The sequence below is a fragment of the Roseovarius bejariae genome, from assembly GCF_009669325.1.
In the GTDB taxonomy this organism is placed as follows: Bacteria; Pseudomonadota; Alphaproteobacteria; order Rhodobacterales; family Rhodobacteraceae; genus Roseovarius; species Roseovarius bejariae.
In genome coordinates this window covers 2,265,447-2,290,933 of sequence record NZ_SZWE01000001.1, presented here as the reverse complement: position 1 = coordinate 2,290,933, position 25,487 = coordinate 2,265,447, and the positions used below count along the sequence as shown (strand labels likewise).

23 protein-coding genes are annotated in these 25,487 nt (G+C 61.9%); 12 read left to right on the top strand and 11 right to left on the bottom strand.

Annotated features, from left to right (window positions below):
* Positions 1-6 precede the first annotated feature (6 nt).
* From FDP25_RS10975 to FDP25_RS10965, 3 genes are all read right to left on the bottom strand, one after another.
* Entirely contained in the window at positions 7-1,272 is a 1,266-nt protein-coding gene (locus FDP25_RS10975) for an ABC transporter permease (protein WP_154151648.1), read from the bottom strand.
* Entirely contained in the window at positions 1,269-2,078 is an 810-nt protein-coding gene (locus tag FDP25_RS10970; protein ID WP_154151646.1) for a taurine ABC transporter ATP-binding protein, read from the bottom strand. The genes FDP25_RS10975 and FDP25_RS10970 overlap by 4 nt, the downstream gene beginning before the upstream one ends.
* Positions 2,079-2,162: 84 nt before the next feature.
* Entirely contained in the window at positions 2,163-3,161 is a 999-nt protein-coding gene (locus FDP25_RS10965) for a taurine ABC transporter substrate-binding protein (protein WP_154151644.1), read from the bottom strand.
* Between the two features lie 393 nt (positions 3,162-3,554).
* Between FDP25_RS10965 and FDP25_RS10960 the strand changes: the two genes are divergently transcribed.
* Both FDP25_RS10960 and FDP25_RS10955 read left to right on the top strand, forming a co-directional pair.
* Positions 3,555-4,937, top strand: coding sequence for an aminotransferase family protein (locus tag FDP25_RS10960; protein ID WP_154151642.1), 1,383 nt, complete (start codon positions 3,555-3,557; stop codon positions 4,935-4,937).
* 150 nt (positions 4,938-5,087) lie between these two features.
* Positions 5,088-5,669 (top strand): HupE/UreJ family protein, encoded by a 582-nt coding sequence (locus tag FDP25_RS10955; RefSeq protein WP_154151640.1) that lies wholly within the window; start codon positions 5,088-5,090, stop codon positions 5,667-5,669.
* A gap of 102 nt (positions 5,670-5,771) precedes the next feature.
* On the opposite strand, the gene FDP25_RS10950 is transcribed toward FDP25_RS10955, so the two are convergent.
* Entirely contained in the window at positions 5,772-6,119 is a 348-nt protein-coding gene (locus FDP25_RS10950) for an antibiotic biosynthesis monooxygenase family protein (RefSeq protein WP_154151638.1), read from the bottom strand.
* 154 nt (positions 6,120-6,273) lie between these two features.
* On the opposite strand from FDP25_RS10950, the gene pdxR reads away from it, so the two are divergent.
* The 6 genes from pdxR to FDP25_RS10920 all read left to right on the top strand — a co-directional run bounded on the left by pdxR (position 6,274) and on the right by FDP25_RS10920 (position 15,481).
* Positions 6,274-7,743, top strand: coding sequence for a MocR-like pyridoxine biosynthesis transcription factor PdxR (gene pdxR, locus FDP25_RS10945; RefSeq protein WP_154151636.1), 1,470 nt, complete (start codon positions 6,274-6,276; stop codon positions 7,741-7,743).
* A gap of 240 nt (positions 7,744-7,983) precedes the next feature.
* On the top strand, positions 7,984-9,756 hold the full coding sequence (gene xsc, locus FDP25_RS10940; RefSeq protein WP_154151634.1) for a sulfoacetaldehyde acetyltransferase: 1,773 nt from the start codon (positions 7,984-7,986) through the stop codon (positions 9,754-9,756).
* 22 nt (positions 9,757-9,778) lie between these two features.
* On the top strand, positions 9,779-10,783 hold the full coding sequence (pta, locus tag FDP25_RS10935; RefSeq protein ID WP_154151632.1) for a phosphate acetyltransferase: 1,005 nt from the start codon (positions 9,779-9,781) through the stop codon (positions 10,781-10,783).
* Between the two features lie 165 nt (positions 10,784-10,948).
* On the top strand, positions 10,949-13,777 hold the full coding sequence (locus FDP25_RS10930; protein WP_154151630.1) for a molybdopterin oxidoreductase family protein: 2,829 nt from the start codon (positions 10,949-10,951) through the stop codon (positions 13,775-13,777).
* A 61-nt stretch (positions 13,778-13,838) separates the two neighbouring features.
* Positions 13,839-14,609 carry a 4Fe-4S dicluster domain-containing protein gene (locus FDP25_RS10925; RefSeq protein WP_154151628.1) on the top strand — a complete coding sequence of 257 codons (771 nt, stop codon included), beginning with the start codon at positions 13,839-13,841 and terminating at the stop codon, positions 14,607-14,609.
* Positions 14,609-15,481, top strand: a complete 873-nt coding sequence (locus FDP25_RS10920) for a dimethyl sulfoxide reductase anchor subunit family protein (RefSeq protein ID WP_154151626.1) — start codon at positions 14,609-14,611, stop codon at positions 15,479-15,481. The genes FDP25_RS10925 and FDP25_RS10920 overlap by 1 nt, the downstream gene beginning before the upstream one ends.
* A 122-nt stretch (positions 15,482-15,603) precedes the next feature.
* Here the strand turns inward: FDP25_RS10920 and FDP25_RS10915 are convergent, their stop codons facing one another.
* The 3 genes from FDP25_RS10915 to FDP25_RS10905 all read right to left on the bottom strand — a co-directional run bounded on the left by FDP25_RS10915 (position 15,604) and on the right by FDP25_RS10905 (position 17,790).
* On the bottom strand, positions 15,604-16,179 hold the full coding sequence (locus FDP25_RS10915; RefSeq protein WP_154151624.1) for a DUF1523 family protein: 576 nt from the start codon (positions 16,177-16,179) through the stop codon (positions 15,604-15,606).
* 11 nt (positions 16,180-16,190) lie between these two features.
* Positions 16,191-16,457, bottom strand: coding sequence for a hypothetical protein (locus tag FDP25_RS10910; protein WP_154151621.1), 267 nt, complete (start codon positions 16,455-16,457; stop codon positions 16,191-16,193).
* A 124-nt stretch (positions 16,458-16,581) separates the two neighbouring features.
* Positions 16,582-17,790: an aminopeptidase P family protein gene (locus FDP25_RS10905; protein WP_154151619.1), complete on the bottom strand. Its 1,209-nt coding sequence runs from the start codon at positions 17,788-17,790 to the stop codon at positions 16,582-16,584.
* Between the two features lie 154 nt (positions 17,791-17,944).
* Between FDP25_RS10905 and FDP25_RS10900 the strand changes: the two genes are divergently transcribed.
* Positions 17,945-18,940 (top strand): P1 family peptidase, encoded by a 996-nt coding sequence (locus FDP25_RS10900; RefSeq protein WP_154151617.1) that lies wholly within the window; start codon positions 17,945-17,947, stop codon positions 18,938-18,940.
* 3 nt (positions 18,941-18,943) lie between these two features.
* Here the strand turns inward: FDP25_RS10900 and FDP25_RS10895 are convergent, their stop codons facing one another.
* Both FDP25_RS10895 and FDP25_RS10890 read right to left on the bottom strand, forming a co-directional pair.
* Positions 18,944-19,666 (bottom strand): 2-dehydro-3-deoxygalactonokinase, encoded by a 723-nt coding sequence (locus FDP25_RS10895; RefSeq protein ID WP_154151615.1) that lies wholly within the window; start codon positions 19,664-19,666, stop codon positions 18,944-18,946.
* A gap of 6 nt (positions 19,667-19,672) precedes the next feature.
* Positions 19,673-20,089, bottom strand: a complete 417-nt coding sequence (locus FDP25_RS10890) for a protein tyrosine phosphatase family protein (protein ID WP_154151613.1) — start codon at positions 20,087-20,089, stop codon at positions 19,673-19,675.
* 392 nt (positions 20,090-20,481) lie between these two features.
* Between FDP25_RS10890 and FDP25_RS10885 the strand changes: the two genes are divergently transcribed.
* The 3 genes from FDP25_RS10885 (at position 20,482) to FDP25_RS10875 (ending at position 22,935) form a co-directional block, all read left to right on the top strand.
* Positions 20,482-20,916 (top strand): universal stress protein, encoded by a 435-nt coding sequence (locus tag FDP25_RS10885; RefSeq protein ID WP_154151611.1) that lies wholly within the window; start codon positions 20,482-20,484, stop codon positions 20,914-20,916.
* Between the two features lie 24 nt (positions 20,917-20,940).
* Positions 20,941-22,482 (top strand): alanine/glycine:cation symporter family protein, encoded by a 1,542-nt coding sequence (locus tag FDP25_RS10880; protein ID WP_154151609.1) that lies wholly within the window; start codon positions 20,941-20,943, stop codon positions 22,480-22,482.
* A 165-nt stretch (positions 22,483-22,647) separates the two neighbouring features.
* Entirely contained in the window at positions 22,648-22,935 is a 288-nt protein-coding gene (locus FDP25_RS10875; protein ID WP_154151607.1) for a sll1863 family stress response protein, read from the top strand.
* 45 nt (positions 22,936-22,980) lie between these two features.
* On the opposite strand, the gene FDP25_RS10870 is transcribed toward FDP25_RS10875, so the two are convergent.
* Together FDP25_RS10870 and zapE are read right to left on the bottom strand one after the other, a co-directional pair.
* Positions 22,981-24,330 (bottom strand): aminotransferase class III-fold pyridoxal phosphate-dependent enzyme, encoded by a 1,350-nt coding sequence (locus tag FDP25_RS10870; RefSeq protein WP_154151605.1) that lies wholly within the window; start codon positions 24,328-24,330, stop codon positions 22,981-22,983.
* Between the two features lie 72 nt (positions 24,331-24,402).
* Entirely contained in the window at positions 24,403-25,473 is a 1,071-nt protein-coding gene (gene zapE / locus FDP25_RS10865; RefSeq protein ID WP_154151603.1) for a cell division protein ZapE, read from the bottom strand.
* Between the last annotated feature and the right edge of the window lie 14 nt (positions 25,474-25,487).

Sequence of the window (25,487 nt, the reverse complement as noted above, 5' to 3'; positions counted from 1 at the left end):
CCGGGGTCAGATACGGCCCTTCCACGGCACGAGCCATGCCTCGGCCTTGCGCATCAGTATGTCGATGCCATAGCCGATGATCCCGATCAGGATGATCCCCATGATCACGATGTCGGTGTTCTGGAAGCGGCTGGCGACCATCACCATCATGCCCGCGCCCTTTTCGGCGGCGACAAGTTCGGCGGCCACCACGGTGCCCCAGCAAACCCCCATCGCCACCCGCGCGCCGGTGAATATTTCCGGCAGGGAATTCGGGACGATCACGTGGCGCATCAGTTGCCATTTGCTGGCGCCCAGCGAATAGGCCGCGTGCACCTTGGAGATCGCCACGCCGGACACGCCCGCACGCGCCGAGATGGTCATGATCCACAGCGCCGCAAGGAACAGCAGGATGATCTTGCCCGACTCGCCGATGCCCGCCCAGATGATCACCAGCGGGATCAGGGCCAAGGGCGGCACCGGGCGCATGAATTCGACGATCGGGTCGAACCAACCGCGGAACCAGTCAGAAAGCCCCATGGCATAGCCCAGCGGAATGCCCACTGCCGCGCCGATGATAAAGCCCACGATCACCCGGAAGAGCGACCAGAAAAGGTGCTGCCACAGGGTAAAGTTCTGATAGCCTTCGCTGGCGATTTCGCCCACGCGGGCCACCACGGCCTCGGGCGAAGGCAGCCAGATCGGCTCCATCTGCATGCCCTTGGCGGGGCTGAAGTTGATCGAGCCCTTGGAGGTGATCGCGACCGACCCGTCGGCCACGCGGACAGTCTCACCGGGCGCGACGGGCTGACCGTCAATCGCCACGATCTTGGCGCCTTCCTTGCGCTTCACCTCGTCGTTCTTGTCCATCAACAACAGCTCGGAGCGCCACGCGCCCACCTTGATCCCGTCGTTCTTGGCAAAGCCATCGCCGGGATCGACCTCGGGTTCGTCGGCATCTTCGCCCACCTCGAAAACACGGGCATAGACCGTGGCATCGTCGCGGGCGCCGTCCGGGGCCTCCAGCGTATAGGTGAACTGGGTCTCGCCCACGAAGGGGCCGGGGGCATGGACGGGCACCCATTTCGACCCGGTAAAGGCCCCCCAGAGCAAAAAGATCGTGACAATGGAAATCACGCTGGCCCAGCGATCCGGTTTTACCGCGCTTTCGTCGCCGAAGGTCACCGTCTTGAGAGAGGTGAAATCCTGCATCTGGCGGAATTTGCTGACGCCGAAACGCACCACGAAAAAGGCCGCCGTAAAGATCGCGACGTAGATAATCAGGATAATCATGCCGAAGCCTCCTCGGTGCGGCCCATGATCTCTTCTTCCATGTCCCAGATCATCGACAGGATCTCCTCGCGCTTTTGCCCGAACTCGGGGTTCTTCTTGACCTCGCGCAGGTCTTTGCCCACGCCATCATCGGCGAAGGGCAGGCGATATTCCTTGTGGATGCGTCCCGGGCGCGGGGCCATGACCAGCAACCGTTCGCCCAGCAAAAGCGCCTCTTCGACCGAGTGGGTGATCAGGATGATCGTCTTGCCGGTTTCCTTCCACAGCTTCAGGACAAGCCCCTGCATCTTTTCACGGGTCAGCGCATCCAGCGCGCCCAAGGGTTCGTCCATCAGGATCACGTCGGGGTCATTGGCAAGGCAACGGGCCAGCGCCACGCGCTGCTGCATCCCGCCCGAGAGTTCATAAACCGCCTTTTCCTTGAAGTCCTGCAACCCCACCACGTCCAGCAGGTGATCGACCGTCCCGGCCCATTCCTTTTCACGCTTGCCCGCCATGCGCGGCCCGAAACTCACGTTGTCGCGGACGCTCATCCATTCGAACAGCGCGCCTTGCTGAAAGACCATGCCGCGTTCGGCATCAGGCCCGGTGACCAGGTGATCGTTCAGCATGATCTTGCCTTCGGTCGGGGCCAGAAACCCCGCCACGATGTTCAAAAGCGTGGTCTTGCCACAGCCCGAGGGCCCCAGCACGCTCATCAATTCGCCGGTCTTGATTTCAAGACTGACGTCCTTCAAGGCCTGCACATGCCCGCCATTCGGCAGGTCAAAGCGCATCGAGATATTTTCGATGGATAGCGTCGACATCCCCGCCCCCCGTTGTTGTTTTTTGATAAACAGGTATGGCGCGGGCCAAGGGGTGCCCCGGCCCGCGCCACGTGACAATCGGGATTACATCCCGTGGGCTTGCTCAAGCGGCCCGATGTTCACGTTGCTTTCATAGGTATCCAGCGCGGCATCGATGCTTCCGGCCTCGACGAAGACGTCGGCCACACCCTTCATGAACTCCTGTGCGCCACCGCCGAGCCATTTCTCGGTCAGTTGCTCATCCACCGGCGGGAAGACGAAGGTGTCGATGGTGGCCGCTGTGGCCTCCACGTCCATGCCGCTGTCCTTGGCGATCACCGGCAGCATCTTGTCGCGGTTCGCCGGATCAGCCCACATGGCATTGGCGTCCGCCGTCACCTTGAGGAAGGCCGCCACGACTTCGGGGTTTTCGGCAATGTAATCGGCCGGGCCACTGGTCACGTCAAACACCAGAATGCCCAGATCTTCCTTTTCCGCACCGGTCAGCAGGACATTGCCGTGCTCCAGCGCGCGGCGCAGGCTGCCGCCCCAGCCGCAGAACATGTCAACCGCGCCCTGCGCGATGGCCGCTGCCCCCTCGGGCGGGGCCATGTTGACAACATCCATGCTGGCCAGATCGACGCCGAAATGGTTCATCTGCTTGAGGAACCCATAGTGCGCCGCAGTGCCCAGCGGCACGGCCACCTTCTTGCCCGCCAGTTCCCCGGCGTTGGTCTTGTCGATCTCAAGCGCCTCGGCCACGACACAGTTGTCATTGTCGGCATAGGACACGGCCACATCCACGGCCTGCAAATCCTGCCCGGCGCTGGTGGCGACCACGAAGGGCGGCACCCCTTGGCTGACCGAAAGCTGCACGTCGCCGCTGGCCATGGCCGCACTCATCGCCGTGCCGGTATCGAAGGCGCGCCAGTTGACGGTCATGCCCAGCGCCTCGTCGTACATGCCTTCGACCTTGGCGTATTGGAAGGGCATCGGCCATTCGAGGAAATAGCCCACGGTGATCTCTTGCGCGCTGGCCGCGCTTGCGCCCGACAGCATGGCCACACCGGCCACGGCCGACATCAATTTGGATTTCAGCGTCATAATCTTGGTTCTCCCGTTGGTTCTTTGACCAGGCCGTTACCGACCCTTTCGTTGTTGGGTGCGCGGACGGGCCCCGCCCCGTGGGGCAGGCGCCGGCATCCGGTGCAGGCACATCCGAGACCAATTCGCGATTGCGATCAATCCTTTTGTGACATCCGGATCGGCATTTCGCGCTTTGCGAAGGCAAATTTCGGGAAATCGCAAATCGAAACGGCATAATATGGTACATTGGAAACCAAAGCTCGCACAGACAGGGCATTTGGCCTTAGACAAACATCCCATCTGGCCCTATCGAAGTCACCGGATTCGGGGCTGATATGCCCAGATGACAGCACCGGGCCATGGCCCGCCCCCCGGTATGCGAAACCCGGGCCCAACCAATGGAGACCCAAGATGGATGGCACCCTGAACAACGATATCGAAAAGGTCGTCGATGCCGACCGCGCCCATGTCTGGCATCATCTGATCCAGCACAAGCCGTTTGAAACCGGCGCCCCGCGTATCATCGTCGAGGGCAAGGGTATGCGCGTCTGGGATCAGCACGGCAAGGAACACCTCGATGCGGTCTCGGGCGGAGTCTGGACCGTCAACGTCGGCTATGGCCGTGAACGCATCGCCAACGCCGTGCGCGACCAGCTCATCAAGCTGAATTATTTTGCGGGCACCACCGGCTCCATTCCCGGTGCGCTGTTTTCCGAGCGCCTGATCGAGAAGATGCCGGGCATGAGCCGGGTGTACTACACCAACTCGGGCTCGGAAGCGAACGAGAAAGCCTTCAAGATGGTCCGCCAGATCGCGCACAAGCGCTATGGCGGCAAAAAGCACAAGATCCTGTATCGCGAGCGCGATTATCACGGCTCCACCCTCGCCACCATGTCGGCGGGCGGCCAGGATGAGCGCAACGCGCAATACGGCCCCTTCGCACCGGGTTTCGTGCGCGTGCCGCATTGCATGGAATACCGCGCGCAATGGGATCTTTCGGGCGAGGAATACGGCGTGGCCGCCGCCAATGCCATCGAAGAGGTGATCCTTGCCGAAGGTCCCGATACCGTCGGCGCGCTGTGCCTTGAGCCCGTGACAGCGGGCGGTGGCGTCATCACCCCGCCGCCGGGGTACTGGCCCCGCGTACAGGAGATTTGCCGCAAGTACGACATCCTGCTGCATATCGACGAAGTGGTCTGCGGCGTGGGCCGCACCGGCACATGGTTCGGCTATCAGCATTACGGCATCGAACCCGATTTCGTGACCATGGCCAAGGGTGTTGCATCGGGCTATGCCGCGATCGCCTGCTGCGTGACCAATGAAAAGGTCTTCGACATGTTCAAGGAAGCGCCCGAAGACCCGATGGACTACTTCCGCGACATTTCCACCTTCGGCGGCTGTACGGCCGGTCCCGCGGCGGCGCTGGAGAACATGGCGATCATCGAAGAGGAAGGCCTGCTCGAAAACACCACCGCGATGGGCGACTACATGCTGGATCAACTCAGCGCGCTGCAAGACAAGCACGCCGTGATCGGCGAAGTGCGCGGCAAGGGCCTGTTCCTTGGGGCCGAACTGGTGGCCGACCGTGACAGTCGCGAGCCGGTGGACGAGAAGCTGGCGCAGGCCGTGGTGGGAGACTGCAACGCCCAGGGCGTGATCATCGGCGTCACCAACCGCTCGATCCCGGGATTCAACAATACCCTGTGCTATTCGCCGGCGCTGATCTCGACCAAGGACGACATCGACCAGATCGTCGAGGCCACCGACAAGGCCCTGACCAAGGTATTCGGCTAACCATACTCCCAATGATTAGCGACTTCCCTACTCCCCGGCGCGCCGCGCCGGGGTTTTTTGTCCGCATGGTTGCATCCTCGGCCAAAGGCAGGCCATCTGACCCAAGGCGCGACTCATACCGAGGCGCTGGCAGACCAAATCGAGGACCACATGGAAAAGACCCCCGCACTCGCCATACTGGCCACACTGGCCGCCACTCCTGCCGCCGCGCATCTGCCGCCGGGTGAATACGGCTCTTTCCTTGCCGGGGTCACACATCCGCTTTTCGGCCTCGATCACGTGCTGGCGATGATCGCCGTTGGTCTCTGGGCCGCGCAGATCGGTGGCCGCGCCCTTTGGCAAGTGCCCACGGCCTTCGTACTGGCGATGCTGGCGGGTTTCGCACTGGCTCTGATTGGCCTACCGCTGCCGATGGTCGAACCGGCCATCCTTGCCTCAATCATCGTTCTGGGCCTCGTCGTGGCCATGGCCTTGCGCCCCGCCGCCCCATGGGCCATGGCGCTGGTCGCGGGTTTTGCGCTTTTTCACGGTCACGCCCACGGCGGAGAACTCGGCAGTGCGCAGGCGCTGACATTCGGCACTGGCTTTGCCATCGCCACGGCGGGCCTGCATGCCATGGGCCTTCTTATTGCCCTGATCTTCGCCCGTGCCCTACAGGCTGGCTCGGGCCTTGTCCTGCGCATAATGGGCGGGGCCACCGCATTGGCCGGGGCGGCCATCGCCTTCGGTTAACCGTCGCACGGCACCCCGGCGCGATGCGCCGGGGTTTGTTCCGCGAGACACCGATTTCTTGAAATGAAATCGGACCGAAATCTTTTCAAGATTTCGGCATCCTTACACCCCATGCACCTCTTTGCTGTCCTCCGGCGCTTGGGCCCGGTCATGCATCCCGTAATCGCGGATCACGCTGAGCACCCGCAGACGATAGTCGTCGAACATGCGCTCACGCCCAGCCCGTTGCGCGCCGCGATGCGCCTCCAGCCTGCGCCAGCGCTCTACCGCCGCCTCATCCTCCCAATAACTCAGCGACAGCAGTTTTTCGGGGTTGGTCAGGCTCTGGAACCGCTCCACGCTGATGAACCCCTCGACGCTTTCGGCCAAAGGGCGCATCTTCGCGGCCATCTCCAGATAGTCCGCCTTCTGCCCCTCACCGGGGATCACTTCGAAAATGATCGCGATCATGCTTGTCTCTCCCTTGGCCTGCTTCAGATCCTGTTCCTTCATACCCAACAGAACTATGCCTTCCGGCGCAAACGCATTGTGCGCGGGATATTTTTGCTAACTCCCGCACCATACCAGATTGCCAGCGCGATAAGTCCAATCTAACGTCGCCTCCATGGCAATCTCGATCGAAACCTTCTTTCTCAGCCCCGATGGGGAGGGCACGCTACAGGCCCGCATCCAACAGATGATCGCCCATGGCATCCTCTCGGGGCGGTTCCGCAAAGGTGAAAAACTCCCCAGTTCCCGTAAGTTAGCGCAGCATCTGGGGGTCAGCCGGATCACCGTAACGCTGGCTTATACGGAACTGTTGGCGAATGATTACCTCGAATCGCGCGACCGGTCGGGGTATTTCGTGTCTGAAAATGCCCCCGAACCTCCGCAATTCACCCCGAACCCCACCAGCAACGGAGACAATATCGACTGGTCCCGCGCGCTTGGCCGTCGTTTCACCGGTGGGCGCACCCCGACCAAACCGCTTGATTGGTCAAGCTACCGCTATCCTTTCATCTACGGGCAAACCGATCCAAGCCTGTTCGATCATGCCAACTGGCGCCATTGCGCATTGCAAGCCCTTGGCCAAAAGGATTTTTCCGCCCTGACGACCGATTACTTCGACCAAGACGACCCCAAGCTGATCGAGTTCATCGCGCGCCACACCCTGCCCCGGCGCGGCATCCTTGCCCAACCCGATGAAATCCTCGTGACCATGGGCGCGCAGAACGCGCTTTGGCTGACGGCGCAGGTCTTGCTGACCCAACGGCGCACCGCCGCGATCGAGGAGCCGTGTTACCACGCGCTGCGTGATATTCTCACGCAGTCACGGTGCCACCTCTCGGCGGTGGAGGTGGACCCCAACGGCCTGCCTCCCGAGGCCCTGCCCGATCATGCCGATGTGATCTTTACCACGCCCAGCCACCAATCGCCGACCAATGCCACCATGCCGCTGGACCGGCGCAAGGCCCTGTTGGACAAGGCGCGCGAGATGGACGCCTTGATTGTCGAAGACGATTACGAATTTGAAATCTCGTTTCTCGGCAGCCCTTCACCGGCGTTGAAATCGCTCGATACCGAGGGGCGGGTGATTTACGTGGGCAGTTTCTCCAAGTCGATCTTTCCGGGGCTGCGGCTGGGTTATCTAGTTGGATCGAAACAGTTTATCCGCGAATGCCGCGCCTTGCGCGCCTCGGTTCTGCGCCACCCGCCGGGGCATATTCAGCGCACGGCGGCCTATTTCCTGAGCCTTGGACATTACGACAGCCTGATACGGCGCATGGGGCAGGTTTTTGCCCGCCGTCGCAAGGTCATGGAACAGGCGCTGGCCGATCATGGGCTTGGTGTAGAGGGGCGCGGGGTGTTTGGCGGGTCGTCCATCTGGATGCGCGCGCCCAAAGGCGTGGACACCGAGGAACTGGATCACGCCCTGCGTGCGCGCAGCGTTTTGATCGAACCGGGGCGCACCTTCTTTCGCGGCCCCGGCGCACCGCGCAACTTTTACAGGTTGGCCTATTCTTCGATCCCGTCCGAGCACATCCCCGAGGGAATCGCGATTCTGGCACAGGAGCTGGCCAAGGCCAGAAGTTAAGAGGAGCCATGCGCGAAATCTTCAAGATACTGAAAAATAATTGTAAATTTAATTTTCAGTATAATTTTGAATTTTGGAAAGCCGCCCTTATTGACAGCAAATGAGACGTCAAGTCTCATTTTTAATTTACACTGGACATAGCATGGTTTTATAACTGGCCCTACTTCGCAGGGGCGGTGCGGCATACCTTCGGCCCGACTCGCCGGACCTCCGGCCATTTTTCTCATGGGAGTGCCAGACATGAAGATGACCACCGAAGAAGCCTTCGTCAAAACCCTTCAACGCCACGGGATCGAACATGCCTTCGGGATCATCGGATCAGCCATGATGCCGATCTCCGACCTGTTCCCGAAGGCCGGAATCACCTTCTGGGACTGTGCCCACGAAGGAAGTGCCGGCATGATGTCCGATGGCTATACCCGCGCGACCGGCAAGATGTCGATGATGATCGCCCAGAACGGCCCCGGCATCACCAACTTCGTGACCGCTGTGAAAACCGCTTATTGGAACCACACGCCGCTTCTGCTGGTCACGCCGCAGGCCGCCAACAAGACCATCGGACAGGGTGGGTTCCAGGAAGTCGAACAGATGAAACTGTTCGAAGACATGGTCGCCTATCAGGAAGAGGTGCGCGACCCGACCCGCGTGGCCGAGGTTCTGGCACGTGTGATTTCGAAGGCGAAGCAGCTTTCGGCGCCCGCACAGATCAACATCCCGCGTGATTACTGGACGCAAGTGGTGGACATCGAAATTCCGCAAGCCCTTGAATTCGAACGCTCTTCGGGCGGCGAAAACTCGGTCGCCGAAGCGGCACGCCTGATCTCGGAAGCCAAGAACCCGGTGATCCTCAACGGCGCTGGCGTGGTCCTGTCGAAAGGCGGGATCGCAGCCAGCCAAGCCTTGGCCGAACGTCTGGATGCCCCGGTGTGCGTGGGCTACCAGCACAACGATGCCTTCCCCGGGTCGCACCCCCTGTTCGCGGGTCCGCTGGGCTACAACGGCTCCAAGGCGGGTATGGAACTGATCAAGGAGGCCGATGTCGTGCTTTGCCTCGGCACCCGCCTCAACCCGTTCTCGACCTTGCCGGGCTATGGCATGGAATACTGGCCCGCCGACGCCAAGATCATTCAGGTCGACATCAACCCCGACCGCATCGGCCTGACCAAGAAGGTCAGCGTCGGTATCGTGGGGGACGCGGCCAAGGTGGCAAACGGCATCCTTGCCCAACTCTCCGACACCGCCGGTGACGAAGGTCGCGAGGCCCGCAAGGCCAAGATCGCCGAAACCAAGTCCCGCTGGGCACAGCAACTATCGTCGATGGACCACGAAGACGACGATCCCGGCACAAGCTGGAACGAGCGCGCCCGCGCCGACAAGCCCGAATGGATGAGCCCCCGCATGGCATGGCGTGCCATCCAGAGCGCCCTGCCGCGCGAGGCGATCATCAGCTCGGACATCGGCAACAACTGCGCCATCGGCAACGCCTATCCGGCGTTCGAGGAAGGCCGCAAATACCTTGCGCCGGGCCTGTTCGGGCCTTGCGGTTATGGCCTGCCTGCCATCGTCGGTGCCAAGATCGGTTGCCCGGATGTGCCGGTTGTGGGCTTTGCCGGTGACGGTGCTTTCGGTATCGCGGTCAACGAACTGACGGCCATCGGCCGTAGCGAATGGCCCCCGGTGACGCAGATCGTCTTTCGTAACTACCAATGGGGTGCGGAAAAGCGCAACTCGACCCTGTGGTTCGACGACAACTTCGTCGGCACCGAGTTGGATGACGATGTGAGCTATGCCGGTATCGCCAAGGCCTGTGGCCTGAAAGGCGTGGTTGCCCGCACCATGGACGAACTGACCGAGGCGCTGAACCAAGCGATCAAGGATCAGATGGAAAACGGCACCACCACCCTCATCGAGGCGATGATCAACCAGGAACTGGGCGAACCCTTCCGCCGCGACGCGATGAAGAAACCCGTGGCCGTGGCCGGTATCGACGCCTCGGACATGTGCCCGCAATAAGCAACGACAAGGGCCGGGGAAGATGACGAAGACACCGATCAATCTGCTTTTGTCAGATCCCCCGGCCCATCGTGCCACCATTGCCCTGAGCGAAGGCACAGACCCCCGTGTTGTCCAAGGGGGTCTGAACGCAATTCAGGCCGGTCTGGCCGATATCATCCTTGTTGGCGACACCGAGGCCGTGCAAGCGGCCCTGGCCGACCAAGGGGCCGAGGCCAGCGATCACCTGACCATCCACGACCCCGCGACAAGCCCCCTGAGAGACAGTTTCGCCGAAGCGTTCTTCGATCTGCGCAAGCACAAGGGCGTGGATATGCAGGCCGCGCAGGCCGCCGTGCAGTCGCCCCTGATTTATGCGGCCATGCTGGTGCGGATGGGCCATGCCACCGGCACCGTTGGCGGGGCCGTCGCCACCACCTCGGATGTGGTACGCACCGCCATTCAGGTCATCGGCAAGGCGCCGGACGCCGCCATGATCTCAAGCTTTTTCCTGATGTACCCGCCGGAACAGGCCACGCCCCACGCCCGCGCCATGCTTTATTCCGATAGCGGGCTGGTGATTTACCCTTCGGCGGATGAACTGGCCGAAATTGCCGCCGCCTCTGCCCGCTCTTGCCGTACGCTAATGCGTGACGAGCCCAAGATTGCCTTTCTGTCGTTCTCGACCAAAGGCAGCGCCCGGCATGAGAAAGTGACCAAGGTCACCGAGGCCCTTGCCAAGCTGCAAGCCGCGCACCCCGATCTGCACGCCGACGGCGAGTTGCAATTCGACGCGGCCTTCGTGCCTTCGGTCGGAGCCAGCAAAGCGCCCGACTCCGATATCGCGGGGCAGGCCAACGTAATGATCTTCCCCAATCTCGACGCGGGCAACATCGGCTACAAGATGACCCAACGTCTGGGCGGATACGCCGCCATCGGCCCGATTTTGCAGGGCCTTGCAAAGCCGGCCAATGACCTGTCACGCGGCTGTAGCGCCGAGGATGTGACCCAGATGATCGCCGTCACGGTCCTGCAGGCAATGGATTAGGCGACGCCAAAGAAATTCCGCGAAGCAGGGGAAACCGGAAACAACGGTCCGCCCAGTTTCGAATTTCCGGGCAGCAATGTTCGGGAAACATGACAAAAGAAGAAAACCGTCGCGGGTATTGGGCATCTCGCCTAACGTGACCACGGATAAAACAGGGATACGCGCATGACGCTGCATCAGCCGAAGATCAACACCTCGCCCAAGGTCTCGGACGAGGTGCGCAAGACCACCTGCTATATGTGCGCCTGCCGCTGCGGCATCAACGTGCACATGAAGGATGGCAAGGTCGCCTATATCGAAGGCAACCGCGACCATCCGGTGAACAAGGGCGTCCTGTGCGCCAAGGGCAGCGCCGGGATCATGCAACACAACGCCCCCTCGCGCCTGCGTGCCCCGCTCAAGCGCGTCGGCCCCCGAGGCTCGGGCGAGTTCGAGGAAATCTCGTGGGATGAGGCGCTGAGCCTTGCGACCGATTGGCTGGCCCCGATCCGTCATGACAACCCCGAGAAGCTGGCGTTCTTCACGGGCCGCGACCAATCGCAAAGCTTCACCAGCTACTGGGCGCAGAATTTCGGCACCCCCAATTACGCCGCGCACGGCGGTTTCTGCTCGGTCAACATGGCGGCGGCGGGTATCTACACGATGGGCGGCGCCTTTTGGGAGTTTGGCCAGCCCGATTGGGATTATACCAAGCTGTTCATGATCTTCGGCGTCGCCGAAGACCACGATTCCAACCCCATCAAGATGGGCATCGGCAAGATCAAGGAACGCGGCGCGCGGGTGATCGGGGTGAACCCGATCCGCTCAGGCTACAACGCCGTGGCCGACGATTGGGTCGGGATCACGCCCGGCACCGACGGGTTGTTCATCCTGTCGCTGATCCATGAACTGCTGAAAGCGGGGCGGATTGACCTTGATTACCTCGCGCGGTTCACCAATGCGCCCTGCCTTGTGAACATGGACCCGGACTCGCCCGAACACGGGCTTTTGCTGCGCGATGAGAACGGCAAAACACAGGTCATCGACCGCAAGACCGGCAAGCTGACCCCCTTCGACCAACCCGGCGTGCAGCCCGACCTTTCGGCCAGCCACCGGCAGGCGGGCGTCACCCACAAGCCGGTGATGCACCTGATCGCCGAACGTTACCTTGACGATAAATACGCGCCCGAGGCCGTGGCCGAGAAATGCGGCATCAAACCGGAAAAAATCCGCGCCATTGCCGCAGAACTGGCCCGCGTCGCCTTTGACGAGGCCTTCGAGCTGGATCACGAATGGACGGATTTCCGCGGCGAGACCCACAAGACCATGACGGGCCGCCCGGTCAGCTTCCATTCGATGCGCGGGATTTCCGCCCATTCCAACGGGTTCCAGACCTGCCGTTCGCTGCACCTGCTGCAAATCCTGCTGGGCACGGTCGAGGTGCCGGGCGGCTTCCGCTTCAAACCGCCCTATCCCAAGCCGGTCAGCGCCCACCCCAAGCCGCATTGCGGCGTGACCCCGGGCAAGCCACTGGATGGGCCGCACCTTGGCTTTGTTCAGGGCCCCGACGATCTGGCCCTCAAGGACGATGGCAGCCCCGCCCGCATCGACAAGGCCTTCACATGGGAAAACCCCATGTCGGCCCATGGCTTGATGCATATGGTGATTTCCAACGCCCACGCGGGCGACCCCTACAAGATCGACACGCTCTTCATGTACATGGCGAACATGTCGTGGAACTCGTCGATGAACACGCGCGGCGTGATCGACATGCTGACCGACAAAGACGAGAACGGCGATTACGTCATCCCGCATATCATCTATTCCGATGCCTATAGCTCGGAGATGGTGGCCTATGCCGACCTGATCTTTCCCGATACCACCTATCTGGAACGGCACGACTGTATCTCGCTTCTGGACCGCCCGATTTGCGAGGCCGACGCGGCGGCGGATGCCATCCGCTGGCCCGTCGTGGAACCCGATCGCGACGTGCGCGGCTTCCAGTCGGTGTTGTGTGAGTTGGGCGCGCGCCTCAACCTGCCCGGTTTCGTCAACGAGGACGGCAGCCAGAAATACGCCGATTACGCCGATTACATCACCAACCACGAACGCAAGCCGGGCATCGGCCCGCTTGCCGGGTGGCGCAAGGGCGAGGATGGCCTGACCCACGGACGCGGCGCCCCGAACGAGGCGCAGCTTGACCACTACATCGAAAACGGTGGGTTCATGGTCAAGCATATCCCCGAGAATGCCAGTTACTACAAACCATGGAACAAGGCCTATCAGGATTGGGCCGTGGAGCTGGGCATTTTCGACAGCCCGCAACACTATATCTTCGACCTTTACGCCGAACCCCTGCGCCGTTTCCAACTGGCAGCCGAAGGCCATGGCGACCGGCAACCGCCCGACCACCTGCGCGACCGGATCAAGGAAACCCTCGATCCGCTGCCCATATGGTACGCCCCCTTCGAGGATAGCGGCGTCGATACCGAAGAATTCAACGTACATGCCCTGACCCAACGGCCCATGGCGATGTACCACTCCTGGGGGACGCAAAACGCGTGGCTGCGGCAAATCCACGGGCGCAATCCGCTCTACCTGCCGACCAACATCTGGGAGAAGCACGGCTTCGCCGAAGGCGATTGGGCGCGCGTGACCTCGGCCCATGGCGAGATGACCGTGCCGGTGGCCCACATGGCCGCACTGAACGAAAATACCGTCTGGACATGGAACGCCATCGGCAAGCGCAAAGGCGCCTGGGCGCTGGACAAGGACGCGCCCGAGGCGACCAAGGGTTTCCTGCTCAACCACCTCATTCACGAACTTTTGCCACCCAAGGGCGATGGCCTGCGATGGGCCAACTCCGACCCGGTCACCGGGCAGGCGGCATGGTTCGACCTGCGGGTGAAGATCGAAAAAGCCGAAGCGCCCGACGAGGTTCAACCAAGGTTCGAGCCGGTCCAATCCCCCGTCGGCCAAGGCCCCGATCACCTTGAATGGAAGGTGGGCAAATGAACCACGGCCTCCAAACACTCTCCGCCACGACCGGACCCAACATCACTGAGGAGTGCTGCGCATGACAACGCTTCCCGAGAAAACCGACCGCAAACTGGGGCTGGTGATCGACCTTGATACCTGCGTGGGCTGTCACGCCTGCGTGGTCTCCTGCAAGGGCTGGAACACCGAGAACTACGGTGCGCCGCTCTCCGATCAGGACCCCTACGGCGCCGATCCCACGGGCACCTTCCTCAACCGCGTGCATTCGTATGAGGTTCAACCCGAGGAAGGAACCGCGCAACTCATCCACTTCCCCAAGTCCTGCCTGCATTGCGAGGATGCCCCCTGCGTCACCGTCTGCCCCACCGGGGCCAGCTACAAGCGCACCGAGGACGGGATCGTTCTGGTGAACGAGACCGATTGCATCGGCTGCGGCCTCTGCGCCTGGGCCTGCCCCTATGGCGCGCGGGAACTGGACGCCGCCGAAGGCGTGATGAAGAAATGCACCCTCTGTGTCGACCGTATCTACAACGACAACCTCCCCGAGGTTGACCGCGTGCCCGCCTGCGTGCGTACCTGCCCCGCCGGCGCACGCCACTTCGGCGATCTGGGCGACCCCGACAGCGAGGTCAGCCAACTGGTCGCGACGCGTGGCGGCATGGACCTGATGCCGGAACAGGGCACCAAGCCGGTGAACCAATACCTGCCGCCCCGGCCCAAGGATGAACTGGATCGCACGGCGGCCCCCGAAGACGGCGAGATCGACGTTCTGGCCCCCTACCTCAATCCCGTCGCCGACAGCCCCAAGGGCTTCCTCGGATGGCTCGACAAGACACTGGAGAAGCTCTGATGCATCCCGCACCTTCCGTCATCATCTTCACGACGCTCTCCGGTCTGGGCTTTGGCCTTCTGGCCTGGCTGGGCATCGGCCTGCCCGCCGTCACCGGCTGGGTCGCCTTTGCGTTCTTCGCCTTTGCCTATGCGCTGGCGGTGGGCGGCCTTCTCGCCTCCACCTTCCACCTCGGCCACCCTGAACGGGCGATCAAGGCCTTCACGCAATGGCGCTCAAGCTGGCTCAGCCGCGAAGCATGGGCCAGCGTCGCCGCCCTTGTCGTCATGGGGCTTTACGGCGCGGGGCTGGTGTTCTTCGGTGAACGCTGGACGGTGCTGGGCTGGATCGGTGCGGCGCTGTCGCTGCTGACGGTCTATTCCACCTCGATGATCTATGGCCAACTCAAGACCGTGCCCCGCTGGAAAACCCCGCTGACTCCAGTCTTGTTCCTGACCCTCGCCATCACCGGCGGTGCGATCCTGTCGGGCGAAGTCACCGCAGCACTGGTTCTTTTGTTGATTGCCGCCGTGGTGCAAATCCTCTGGTGGCAACGCGGCGATGGCGCCTTGGACCAAAGCGGCACAAACCTTGCGACGGCCACCGGCCTTGGCAAACCCGGACAGGTCCGCGCCTTCGAGCCGCCCCATACCGGCACCAACTACCTGCTCAGGGAATTCGTCCACGTGGTGGGCCGCAAGCACGCGATGAAACTGCGCGTCATCGCCCTCGTACTCGGCTACGCCCTGCCCTTCGCCTTCCTTGCCTTGCCCTTCAACCACGCCTTCGCCCTGCTGGCCGTACTCAGCCACCTTGCGGGCATCGCCGCCTCGCGCTGGCTATTCTTCGCCGAAGCCGAGCACGTGGTGGGCCTGTACTACGGAAAGCGCTAGCAGGTCCTCGGACACTGGCTTTTTCTTGGTGCAAATACCCCGGGGGTTTGGGGGCAGCGCCCCCAAGGCCTGCGTGGCCCGAACGCAATCCAACCTGTGCGCCGCAGGCGCGCCTTCGGGTCTTACTCCCAGCCGTCGGTCCATTCGTCGATCTTGGGCTCGATCTTGTTTTTCCTGAACCGCCGCCAGCGGGCCCAGATGCCCCATGCGACCGCCGCCAGAATCGTCAGAACGATGATGTTGAACCACGGGATCAAGGTCACATCCGGCCCCGCCACCCGCTTGATGCCAACGGCATTGGGAAAGATCGACAGAAATTCGTTGCGCCAGCCGTAATGCGTCACCGCATACCATTCTGGCTCTGCCTTGCTCGAAACCGAGTCACTGGCGTCGGTATAAAGGTTCGCCGTGTCGAACTTGAAATAAGGCGGCCAGCCCCAGCCGGTATCCTCGTTGCGATAGACCATCGGGTCGCCATCCGGGTCGATCGCCTGAATGAACTGCACGTCCCAGCTTTGCAGCCGCTCTTGTGACTGGTCCGAGGCCGCCCAGAACATCTTGGTCCAGCCGGTGACGTCCTGACGTTCCTCGTAGGTGTTCACGATCCGCACGATATCGCGCTGCGGTAGGGAATAATGCAAAAACCCCGCCACGATGAGCCAGAACAGCCCCCAGAACACCCATTTGACATAAACCATCACAAGCCCTTTCACATGAAGTTGGTCACGTAGATGATGACCGAAATCACCACGACCGGCACCACATAGATGAGCAATATCAGCTTGCGGCGCAAGGACCGGTCATATTGCGCCATGCCCTTGGTCATATAGGTGTCCTTGTCTCCGGGGCGCCCCGTGTCGTTCCATTCCTGTTCCAGCTTGCGCCGCCGAACCGCGCGCGACCAGAACGAGACGATGACATAGATCACCGACAGGATCAGGAACCCGAAAACCACCAATCGCAGGAATGCCAGCATGGCCTACGCCTCTCATCTGCGTTTCCACCTTGCATAAGGGGCCGTCCCGCGCAGGGCAATGACCATCAAGCGCAAAAGGGCGGCATATGCTCCGCCCTTTCATGGTCCGTGTCTTGTGGCCGGGTCAGCCCACCACGTTGAACCCCGGCCCATACGGATAGCCGGTGATGTTCTCGTTGCCCTCTTCGGTGATGATCAGGATATCGTGTTCGCGGTAGCCGCCCGCGCCCGGCTGCCCCTCGCCAATGGTCAGCATCGGTTCCATCGAGATCACCATACCCGGCTCCAGCACCGTGTCGATATCCTCGCGCAGTTCCAGCCCCGCCTCACGGCCATAGTAGTGCGACAGCACCCCGAAAGAATGGCCATAACCGAAGGTCCGGTATTGCAGCAACTCGCGCTCGGCGAAGAAGTCGTTGATCTTGTGGGTCACCTCGGCACAGTTTGCCCCGGGTTTGAGAAGGCTCATCCCGTATTCATGGGCGGCCACATTGGCCTCCCAGATTTTCAGGCTGGCCTCGTCCACCTCACCCACGAACATGGTGCGTTCCAAAGCGGTGTAATAGCCCGAGATCATCGGGAAGGTATTGAGGCTCAGGATGTCACCGCGCTGCAACTGGCGCGCGGTCACCGGGTTATGCGCGCCATCGGTGTTCAGCCCCGATTGAAACCAGACCCAAGTGTCGCGGTACTCGGCATCGGGGAAGGATTTGGCAATCTCCAACTCCATCGCATCGCGCCCGGCCATGGCCACGTCGATCTCGCGCGCGCCTTCCTTGACGGCCTCGCGGATGGCATAGCCGCCCACATCGGCCACCCGCGCCCCTTCGCGGATCAGCTGCAATTCGGTTGGGGATTTATGCATCCGCTGGCGCATCGTGGTGGGGGCAATATCGACCATGGTCAGGGGCAGCAGGAAATCCTCAAGCTTGTCGCGCTGTTGCAGGGTCAGGTGATCGCCCTCATAGCCTACAACGCACCCCTCGCCCGTGACCGACAGGATCGCGCGCCAGAAATTATCGCGCTGCCAGTCGGTATAGGTGATGTTGTCGCCATGGCAGCGCCGCCAAGGTTGGCCCGCGTCAATGCCCGCGCTGATCGTCACGCTTTCGTTCTCCGTCACCACAAGCCCATAGGGCCGCCCGAAGGAGCAATACAAGAACCCGCTGTAATAGGCGATATTGTGCATCGAGGTGAAGACCGCCGCTTGCACACCGGCCTCATCCATCCGGGCGCGCAGACCTTTCAGGCGTGCCTCATACTCGATCTCGGCAAAGGGCAGCGGGGCCTTTTCGCCATTGTGGAAACGATACATTTCAGGACGTGCAGTCATAACGACCCTCCTTCAAAAGAAAGGTCCCGGCGTTCAGGACTGTTTGGGTAAAGGCCCCAAGCGGGCGACGCCATCGCCCCGGCCATAGGCTTTCCTTGCCGATCCCACGCAATCTGGCAAGATGAATCTCGTCAACGATAGGAATTTTACCGCCATGACCGCCAAACCCGGCCCCCGCAACCTGATCACCGATGTTCCCGGCCTGCGCGTGGGGCAGGCGCAGGATGATACCATCAAGACCGGGGTCAGTGTTTTACTGGGCGATGTGCCGTTTACCTGCGGGGTGCATGTGATGGGCGGCGCGCCGGGCACCCGCGAGACCGACCTTCTGGCCCCCGACAAAACGGTCGAGCAGGTGGATGCCCTCGTGCTTTCGGGCGGCTCGGCCTTTGGCCTCGATGCCGCCTCGGGCGTGGCCGATGGGCTGCGCGCCATGGGGCGCGGCTTTGCCGTGGGGGATCAGCGGGTGCCGATCGTGCCGGGGGCGATCATTTTCGACCTGCTCAATGGCGGCGATAAGGACTGGCCCGAGAACCCCTATAAAGGTTTGGGGCAAGAGGCGCTTGAGAACGCTGCCCAAGACATCACCCTTGGCAGTCACGGCGCAGGCACCGGGGCCACCACCGCCACCCTCAAGGGCGGCATCGGGTCGGCCTCTGTCATGCTGCCCTCGGGCCACACCGTCGGCGCGCTCGTCGTCGTCAATGCCCTTGGGTCAGCTACGATTGGCGACACGGCACACTTCTGGGCCGCGCCGTTTGAAATAGGAGAAGAGTTCGGCGACCTCGGCCCGGCCACAACCTACCCCGACCTCACAACACCGCCCACCAAGCTGAGCCAGCACGCCAATACCACCATCGGCATCATCGCCACCGATGCCACGCTCACGAAACCGCAATGCACCCGGCTGGCCACCGCCGCGCATGATGGCTATGCCCGCGCGCTGGTGCCCTCGCATACGCCGATGGATGGGGATTTGATCTTTGCCGCCGCCACCGGCGCACGCCCCCTTTCCGACCCACTGGCCCAGACCCTCATGCTGGGCCATGCGGCGGCCACCTGCATGGCGCGGGCGATCGCGCGTGGCGTCTATGCGGCCACCGTCTCCGAAAACGATACGCTTCCCACGTGGACGGACAGGTTCGGCTAAGCCCTACCCGGCCAAGCCCAACCGCGTCCCCAAGGCCTGCAAGCCCAAGGGCTCCAGCGCCTCCGTCTCGGCCTCCTCGACGGGTACGCCCTGCGCCCGCAAGGCCCCGGAATAGCCCAACCTGTCACCGATCACCGCCACCTGCTGCCCCAACCAATAGGCCCGCGCGGCGGCCAGTTCGGCGCCGATCAAATGCCCGGTCAGCGCCCCGGCGTTCCCGGCCACCTCTGCCGCGCGCAGATGCGCGGCCAAGCGCTCGGGGCGGCTCAGGCTATCGGCCAATGCGGTGTCGTCCGGGCAATCCGCCCCGCCCAAGGCATCGTTCAGACGTGGGGTCAGGAAGCTCTGACAGCTCACCACCTCATCGGCACTGATATGCAACCAATGACTGATACCGCCCTCTTGCGCGCAAATGATCCCGTCCCAGTTTTCCCGGCTGGCCAGAAACCCGGCAATCCAAATTCGCACCCAGGCACCGATAACATCCGGCGGGGAATCTTGTGTCAGGGCCGGACAAGTCGCACCGCCCTTGGGCAAGACCGGCGCCGGCAGCGCGTCGGGCGTGCCATCACCGATGCGCACAAGTTTGCCGTCGCCCTGGCCCAATCCCGCCAAGGCCCCGGCCTCGTCCGCAGCCTGCGCCGCTGAAAGCCAAGTCGCCCCCCGCATGGCGTGGGCAACAACGCCCGCACCGGCGCGACGTCCAATGGCAATCCAATCGCTCATGACACCTCAGCGCGCCTGCAACTGCCGCACAAGCCCGCCCATGTCATAGCCCGCCTCTTGCGTGGCCTTCAGGATCGCGTCACCGCCCAGATCGTCGAACTTCACAAGGCTCCACAACATGGTACAGCGCGTCCCGGTCCGGCAATAGGCGAGAATGGGCTTGGGCATGTCTTCCAACGCCTGCGCAAAATCCTGAGCCGCCTGCGGGGTGACCATGCCCGAGACAATCGGCACGCTGCGCACCTCAAGCCCCGCCGCCTCGGCGGCCTTGGCCACGTCATCATACTCGGGCTGGCCGTATTCCTCGCCATCTGGGCGATTGCACAAGATCGACTTGAACCCGGCTTGCACGATCTCGTCCATCTCACTTGCATCAACCTGCGGTGAAACCGAAAATTCGTCAGATAGCTTGCGGGCATCCATGGGGCGTTCTCCTCTGGCACTTCCTGACATATGCGCCCAACACCGACCAAATTTCAATGCCACCGCGCGCCGTCTCTTCCAAGACGTTGTGCAAATTCATGCCTCCAGCGCAACCATAGGACGTCCGGTGATCAATGTCAGACCGCACGGCACCATGAATCGCCTTGCCAAGGCACCGCCTGAGAACAGGCCGTTTCGAAGGGGCGCTCCGACTCGAAGATACTGCATTTTTTCACAATTTTAGCCGATTGTGACGCAGCCTTCCCAATTATGGCGCGTTTCGACCTGTAAAATATCAAATTTCGGGAAATGTAGCATCACAATCGGTGATATTATGAGGCACCATGTCGCACCCCATTCAAGCGACATTCACACAACGAGGGAGTGAAAACATGTCCGGAAAATTCGTCGTCGGTTATGACGGCAGCGAGGGGGCACGCCGCGCCCTCGACTTTGCCATCGAACGCGCCGCCGCGCAGGGGGGATCTGTCGTGATCGCCCATGTCCTTGAGTGGTCGCCCTATTCGTTCCTGACACCGACGGAACTTGAAGAGCGCCACAAGCGCCGCAAAGAAGAACTTGAGCGCGCGGAAAGTGCCCTCATGGCGCCGGTCGTCAAAGAGGTTTCGGGCAAAGGTGCCGAGATCGAGACCGTCATCAAATACGGCAAGATCGCCGACGTCCTGTGCAGCATCGCCAAAGACAATGGCGCAGCACAGATGTTCATCGGTCGCAACGGCCACTCGCAAATGGGGGCCCGGGTTTTCGGCTCGGTGGCAAGCGCACTTGTCCAGACGTCACCGGTGCCCTGCACCATCGTTCCTTAAAAAAATAGATCAGGGATAGTCATCATGTTCCGCACGTTCAACCGCGCGGCTGCCACGGGTCTGGGCCTCAGCCTTCTGTCCGCCCCCGCCTTCGCGCAGTCCATCGATGAAAAGGTCAATGACCTTTTCGCAAGCTCCACCGGCTGGTTCGTCAGCTTCATCTTCAGCCCCTTTCCCGGCACCTCTTTCCCGTGGATCGTGGCATGGCTGGTGGTCGCCGCCAGTGTTTTCACCCTCTACTTCGTCTTCGTGCAGTTCCGTAGCTTCGGCCACGCGATCTCGCTGGTGAAAGGTGATTATTCCGACCCCAACGACGCGGGTGAGGTCAGTCACTTTCAGGCCCTCGCCACCGCGCTTTCGGGCACCGTCGGCCTTGGCAACATCGCCGGTGTGGCCGTGGCCATCGGTATCGGCGGCCCCGGCGCGACCTTCTGGATGATCCTTGCGGGCCTCATGGGCATGGCCTCGAAATTCACCGAATGTACGCTGGGCGTGAAATACCGCAACGAATACGAAGACGGGACCGTTTCGGGTGGCCCGATGTATTACCTCACCAAGGGCTTCGCCGAGCGCGGCCTGCCGGGCGGCAAGATTCTGGCGGTGATGTTCTCGATCTTCTGTATCCTTGGCGCACTTGGCGGCGGCAACATGTTCCAGGCCAACCAGGCCCACCAGCAAATCAGCGGCATCCTGGGCGACTACCCGGGCTGGATCACCGGCGTGATCTTTGCCACTGTCGTGTTCCTCGTGATCATCGGCGGGCTCAAATCCATTGCCCGCGTGACCGAAAAGGTCGTGCCCTTCATGGGGGTGATGTACGTGCTGGCCGCTCTGGTCATCATCATCGCCAATGCCGACATGATCGGCTGGGCCTTCGGGCAAATCTTTGCAGGGGCCTTCACCGGGCTCGGCGTGGCGGGCGGCATGGTCGGCGCGCTGATTCAGGGCTTCAAACGTGCTGCCTTCTCGAACGAAGCGGGCGTCGGGTCTGCCGCCATCGCCCACTCGGCGGTGCGCACCAAGGAGCCGATCACCGAAGGCTTCGTATCTCTGCTTGAACCTTTCATCGATACCGTCGTGATCTGCACCATGACCGCGCTCGTGATCATCATCTCGGGCCAACTGGTCGTGGATGCCGAAACCGGCCTCTATATCGCCACCGAAGGCGGGATGCTGCAAACCGTTGATGGCAACACCGGCGTCAGCCTGACCTCGGCAGCCTTCGCCACGGCGTTCACCTGGTTCCCCTTCGTGCTGGCCCTTGCGGTGGTTCTTTTCGCCTTCTCGACAATGATCAGCTGGTCCTACTATGGCCTCAAGGCCTGGACCTACCTGTTCGGCGAAGGTCAGGGCAAAGAGATCGCATTCAAGGTCATCTTCTGCATCTTCGTTGTCATCGGCGCCTCGGCCAACCTCGGCCCGGTCATCGATTTCTCGGATGCCGCGATCTTTGCCATGGCCGTGGTCAACGTCTTCGGCCTCTACTTCCTGATGCCCATCGTGAAGCGCGAATTGCAAAGCTACACGGCGCGTTTGCGTTCCGGGGAAATCAAGAAGTTCAAATAGGGCACGACACCTGAGAACCTGAACAGGGCCGGCCATGCGCCGGCCCTTTTTCGTGCTATGGTGCCTTTGCCGCAGCCGGTTGATGAACGCGAACCGCGCTCTTACCTCTCCCTATGAGGCAGGCCGCAACACGGCCGACCTGCAATTGAACGAAAGGATTTACCCATGGCGGACAAAGACACATACGAAAAGAAGCTCAAGGCACAACTCGATGAATGGCAGGCCAACATCGACAAGATGCGCGCCCAGGCGCAAGAGGCCCATGCCGACGCGCAACTGAAGTACCAAGACCAGATCAAGGAACTGCGCAAGCAACGCGACGAGATGGAAACAAAGCTCAAAGAGCTTCAGAACTCCCAAAGCGCGGCTTGGAACGACGTCAAGGCAGGCGCCGACAAGGCCTGGGACGAGATGACCAAGGCCATGCAGGATGCGTGGAAACGTTTCACCTGAAAACCACGGAGCGTCAGGTGCGCAATCTCTGCGCACCTGACCGCATCACGCCGCGGCGAACCCTTTATCAAGCGCCGCGATGATCCGGTCCACCTCGGCTTCGGTAATGGTCAGGGGCGGTGACATCAGGATGTTATGCGCCCCCAGACGCACCATGGCCCCGGCCTCATAGGCCGTCTGGTGCACACGCTTCATGGTCTCGGCATCCATCGGCGTCTTGGCCGCGCGGTCACTGACCAGTTCGATCCCGGTCATCAACCCATGACCACCCCGCACATCACCGATGATGTCGTATTTCTCGGCCAGCTTGCACACACCGTCATAAAGCTGCGTCCCGCGTGCCGCCGCGTTGCTCTTGGTGTCCAGTCGCTGGGTTTCGCTCAGACAAGCCACCACAGCCGCCGCCCCCACGGGATGCGCCGAATAGGTATAGCCGGTCCAGATTGATCCCTCCGGCCCCGCGCTTTCAAAAACATCCGCCACCTTGTCGGACAACAAGACTCCGCCTACCGGGAAATAGCCGCTGGTGATCCCCTTGGCGACGGTCATCATATCGGGCTTCACGCCCCAATGCCGCGCGCCGGTCCAATCGCCCGTCCGGCCAAAGCCACAGATCACCTCGTCGCTGATCAACAGGATACCGTAACGGTCACAGACCTCGCGCATGTGCTTCATGAACGAGGCATCGGGCACGATCACCCCGCCCGCGCCCTGGATCGGCTCCATGATGAAGGCGGCAATGGTGCTGGGATCCTGAAACTCGATCTCGTCCACCATGGCCGCCGCGATGTTTTCGGCCAACTTGGCAGGGTCCGTTTCATTGAACGGGTTGCGATAGGTATAGGGGCTGGGCAGGTGGAAACAGCCCGGCAAAAGCGGCTCATAGGTGATGCGGAAGCGATTGTTGCCGTTCACGCTCGCCCCGCCCCAATGGGTGCCATGATAGCCCTTCTTGAGGCTCAGGAACTTGGTGCGTGTCGGCTCCCCGCGCAGGCGGTGATACTGCCGCGCCATGCGCAGGGCCGTATCCACGCTGTCCGACCCGCCCGAGGTGAAAAAGACCCGGCTCATGCCATCCTCGGCAAAGAACTCCTGCACCGCGTAGGAGGCTTCGATCGCCGCCGGGTTCGAGGTGCCCGCAAAGGCCGAGTAATAGGGCAACTCCCAAAGCTGGTCCGAGATCGCCTGCTTCACCGCGTCATTGGAATAGCCAAGGTTCACACACCACAGGCCGCCGACGGCATCCACCGCGCGGTGGCCGTCAAGGTCGATGATCTCGACACCTTCGGCGCCCTTGATGATCTTGGGGGCGTTCTTCTGGGCATCTCCCGGATGGCCCATGGGGTGCCACAGGTGCCGGGCGTTCATCTCGCGCAGGAAATTGTCGTCTTTCATGGGGCCGCTCCTTGGGCTGAGTCTCGGATTTGATCAAATCCTGACACCACGCCGCCGCCAAGTCCAGAGGGCTTACCCCTCCTCACGCCCCCAGCCTTCCGATTGCATCTCGCGCAATCGGCTGGCGGTGCGCTCGAACTCGAAACTGCCTTCGCCTTCGACGTATAGATACTCCGGTTCCGCCGCCGCCGAGCAGATCAGCCGCACCTTGGCCTCGTACAGGGCATCAATCAGGGTGACGAAGCGCTTGGCCTCGTTGAAATTCGAGCGGCTCAGGCGCGGCACATTCTCCAGCACCAGAACCCGCGCGGCATTCGCCAGGGCAAGGTAATCCGCCGGGCCAAGCGGCTTGCCGCACAGATCATAGAACGAGGCCCGCGCCACACCGTTTCGGAACGCCGGAATCTCCACCTCGCGCTTTTTCACATGCAGGGTCAGTGGCTCCCCGCCCTGCCCATCGGTCAGGTCTTGCCAGACCTCTTCGATCTGCGCCCGCGCCTCTGGCCCCAAGGGCGCGAAATAGGTGGGTGAGCCGGCCAGCCGATCCTGACGGTAATCGGTGGGGCTGACCATCTCGTGCACCACCATCCGTTCTTTCAAAAGGTCGATGAAGGGCAGGAACAACTGCCGGTTCAGCCCGTCCTTGTACAGGTCATCGGGCACCCGGTTACTGGTCGTCACCACGACAACCCCGGCCTCGAACAGCGCCTCGAAAAGTCGCCCCACGATCATCGCATCGGTGATGTCGGTGATCTGCATCTCGTCGAAGGCCAGCACACGAACCTCCTCGATCACCGCATTGGCCACCGGGGCAAGGGCATCTTCCACCCCCTCGGCGCGCGCCTTGTGCATACCGGAATGGATTTCCTGCATGAAGGCATGGAAATGCACCCGCCTGTTGGGCACCTCCAAACCGTCCACGAACAAATCCATCAACATGGATTTGCCACGCCCCACGCCCCCCCAAAGGTACAGCCCCTTGATCTCGGGGGCCGCGGCGCGCCGGAACCAGCCACGCTTCACCGGCTGCAACAAACCTTCGCGAATCCGCTCGAACTCGGCCAGCACGGACTCTTGCGCAGAGTCGGCTTCCAACGTGCCCTCGGCCACCAGCCGGGCATATCTTTCACTCACGCGTTCCATTTCCCCGCCATAGC

What these genes read in the sequence shown, in the direction of transcription:
- FDP25_RS10965 (WP_154151644.1), bottom strand. Translation starts at nt 3,161, where the DNA reads ATGACGCTGAAATCCAAATTGATGTCGGCCGTGGCCGGTGTGGCCATG.
- FDP25_RS10885 (WP_154151611.1), top strand. Translation starts at nt 20,482, where the DNA reads ATGTCCGGAAAATTCGTCGTCGGTTATGACGGCAGCGAGGGGGCACGC.
- FDP25_RS10930 (WP_154151630.1), top strand. Translation starts at nt 10,949, where the DNA reads ATGACGCTGCATCAGCCGAAGATCAACACCTCGCCCAAGGTCTCGGAC.
- FDP25_RS10870 (WP_154151605.1), bottom strand. Translation starts at nt 24,330, where the DNA reads ATGAAAGACGACAATTTCCTGCGCGAGATGAACGCCCGGCACCTGTGG.
- FDP25_RS10880 (WP_154151609.1), top strand. Translation starts at nt 20,941, where the DNA reads ATGTTCCGCACGTTCAACCGCGCGGCTGCCACGGGTCTGGGCCTCAGC.
- pdxR (WP_154151636.1), top strand. Translation starts at nt 6,274, where the DNA reads ATGGCAATCTCGATCGAAACCTTCTTTCTCAGCCCCGATGGGGAGGGC.
- xsc (WP_154151634.1), top strand. Translation starts at nt 7,984, where the DNA reads ATGAAGATGACCACCGAAGAAGCCTTCGTCAAAACCCTTCAACGCCAC.
- zapE (WP_154151603.1), bottom strand. Translation starts at nt 25,473, where the DNA reads ATGGAACGCGTGAGTGAAAGATATGCCCGGCTGGTGGCCGAGGGCACG.
- FDP25_RS10920 (WP_154151626.1), top strand. Translation starts at nt 14,609, where the DNA reads ATGCATCCCGCACCTTCCGTCATCATCTTCACGACGCTCTCCGGTCTG.
- FDP25_RS10890 (WP_154151613.1), bottom strand. Translation starts at nt 20,089, where the DNA reads ATGGATGCCCGCAAGCTATCTGACGAATTTTCGGTTTCACCGCAGGTT.
- FDP25_RS10925 (WP_154151628.1), top strand. Translation starts at nt 13,839, where the DNA reads ATGACAACGCTTCCCGAGAAAACCGACCGCAAACTGGGGCTGGTGATC.
- FDP25_RS10960 (WP_154151642.1), top strand. Translation starts at nt 3,555, where the DNA reads ATGGATGGCACCCTGAACAACGATATCGAAAAGGTCGTCGATGCCGAC.
- FDP25_RS10905 (WP_154151619.1), bottom strand. Translation starts at nt 17,790, where the DNA reads ATGACTGCACGTCCTGAAATGTATCGTTTCCACAATGGCGAAAAGGCC.
- FDP25_RS10950 (WP_154151638.1), bottom strand. Translation starts at nt 6,119, where the DNA reads ATGATCGCGATCATTTTCGAAGTGATCCCCGGTGAGGGGCAGAAGGCG.
- FDP25_RS10910 (WP_154151621.1), bottom strand. Translation starts at nt 16,457, where the DNA reads ATGCTGGCATTCCTGCGATTGGTGGTTTTCGGGTTCCTGATCCTGTCG.
- FDP25_RS10895 (WP_154151615.1), bottom strand. Translation starts at nt 19,666, where the DNA reads ATGAGCGATTGGATTGCCATTGGACGTCGCGCCGGTGCGGGCGTTGTT.
- FDP25_RS10975 (WP_154151648.1), bottom strand. Translation starts at nt 1,272, where the DNA reads ATGATTATCCTGATTATCTACGTCGCGATCTTTACGGCGGCCTTTTTC.
- FDP25_RS10875 (WP_154151607.1), top strand. Translation starts at nt 22,648, where the DNA reads ATGGCGGACAAAGACACATACGAAAAGAAGCTCAAGGCACAACTCGAT.
- FDP25_RS10970 (WP_154151646.1), bottom strand. Translation starts at nt 2,078, where the DNA reads ATGTCGACGCTATCCATCGAAAATATCTCGATGCGCTTTGACCTGCCG.
- FDP25_RS10915 (WP_154151624.1), bottom strand. Translation starts at nt 16,179, where the DNA reads ATGGTTTATGTCAAATGGGTGTTCTGGGGGCTGTTCTGGCTCATCGTG.
- FDP25_RS10900 (WP_154151617.1), top strand. Translation starts at nt 17,945, where the DNA reads ATGACCGCCAAACCCGGCCCCCGCAACCTGATCACCGATGTTCCCGGC.
- FDP25_RS10955 (WP_154151640.1), top strand. Translation starts at nt 5,088, where the DNA reads ATGGAAAAGACCCCCGCACTCGCCATACTGGCCACACTGGCCGCCACT.
- pta (WP_154151632.1), top strand. Translation starts at nt 9,779, where the DNA reads ATGACGAAGACACCGATCAATCTGCTTTTGTCAGATCCCCCGGCCCAT.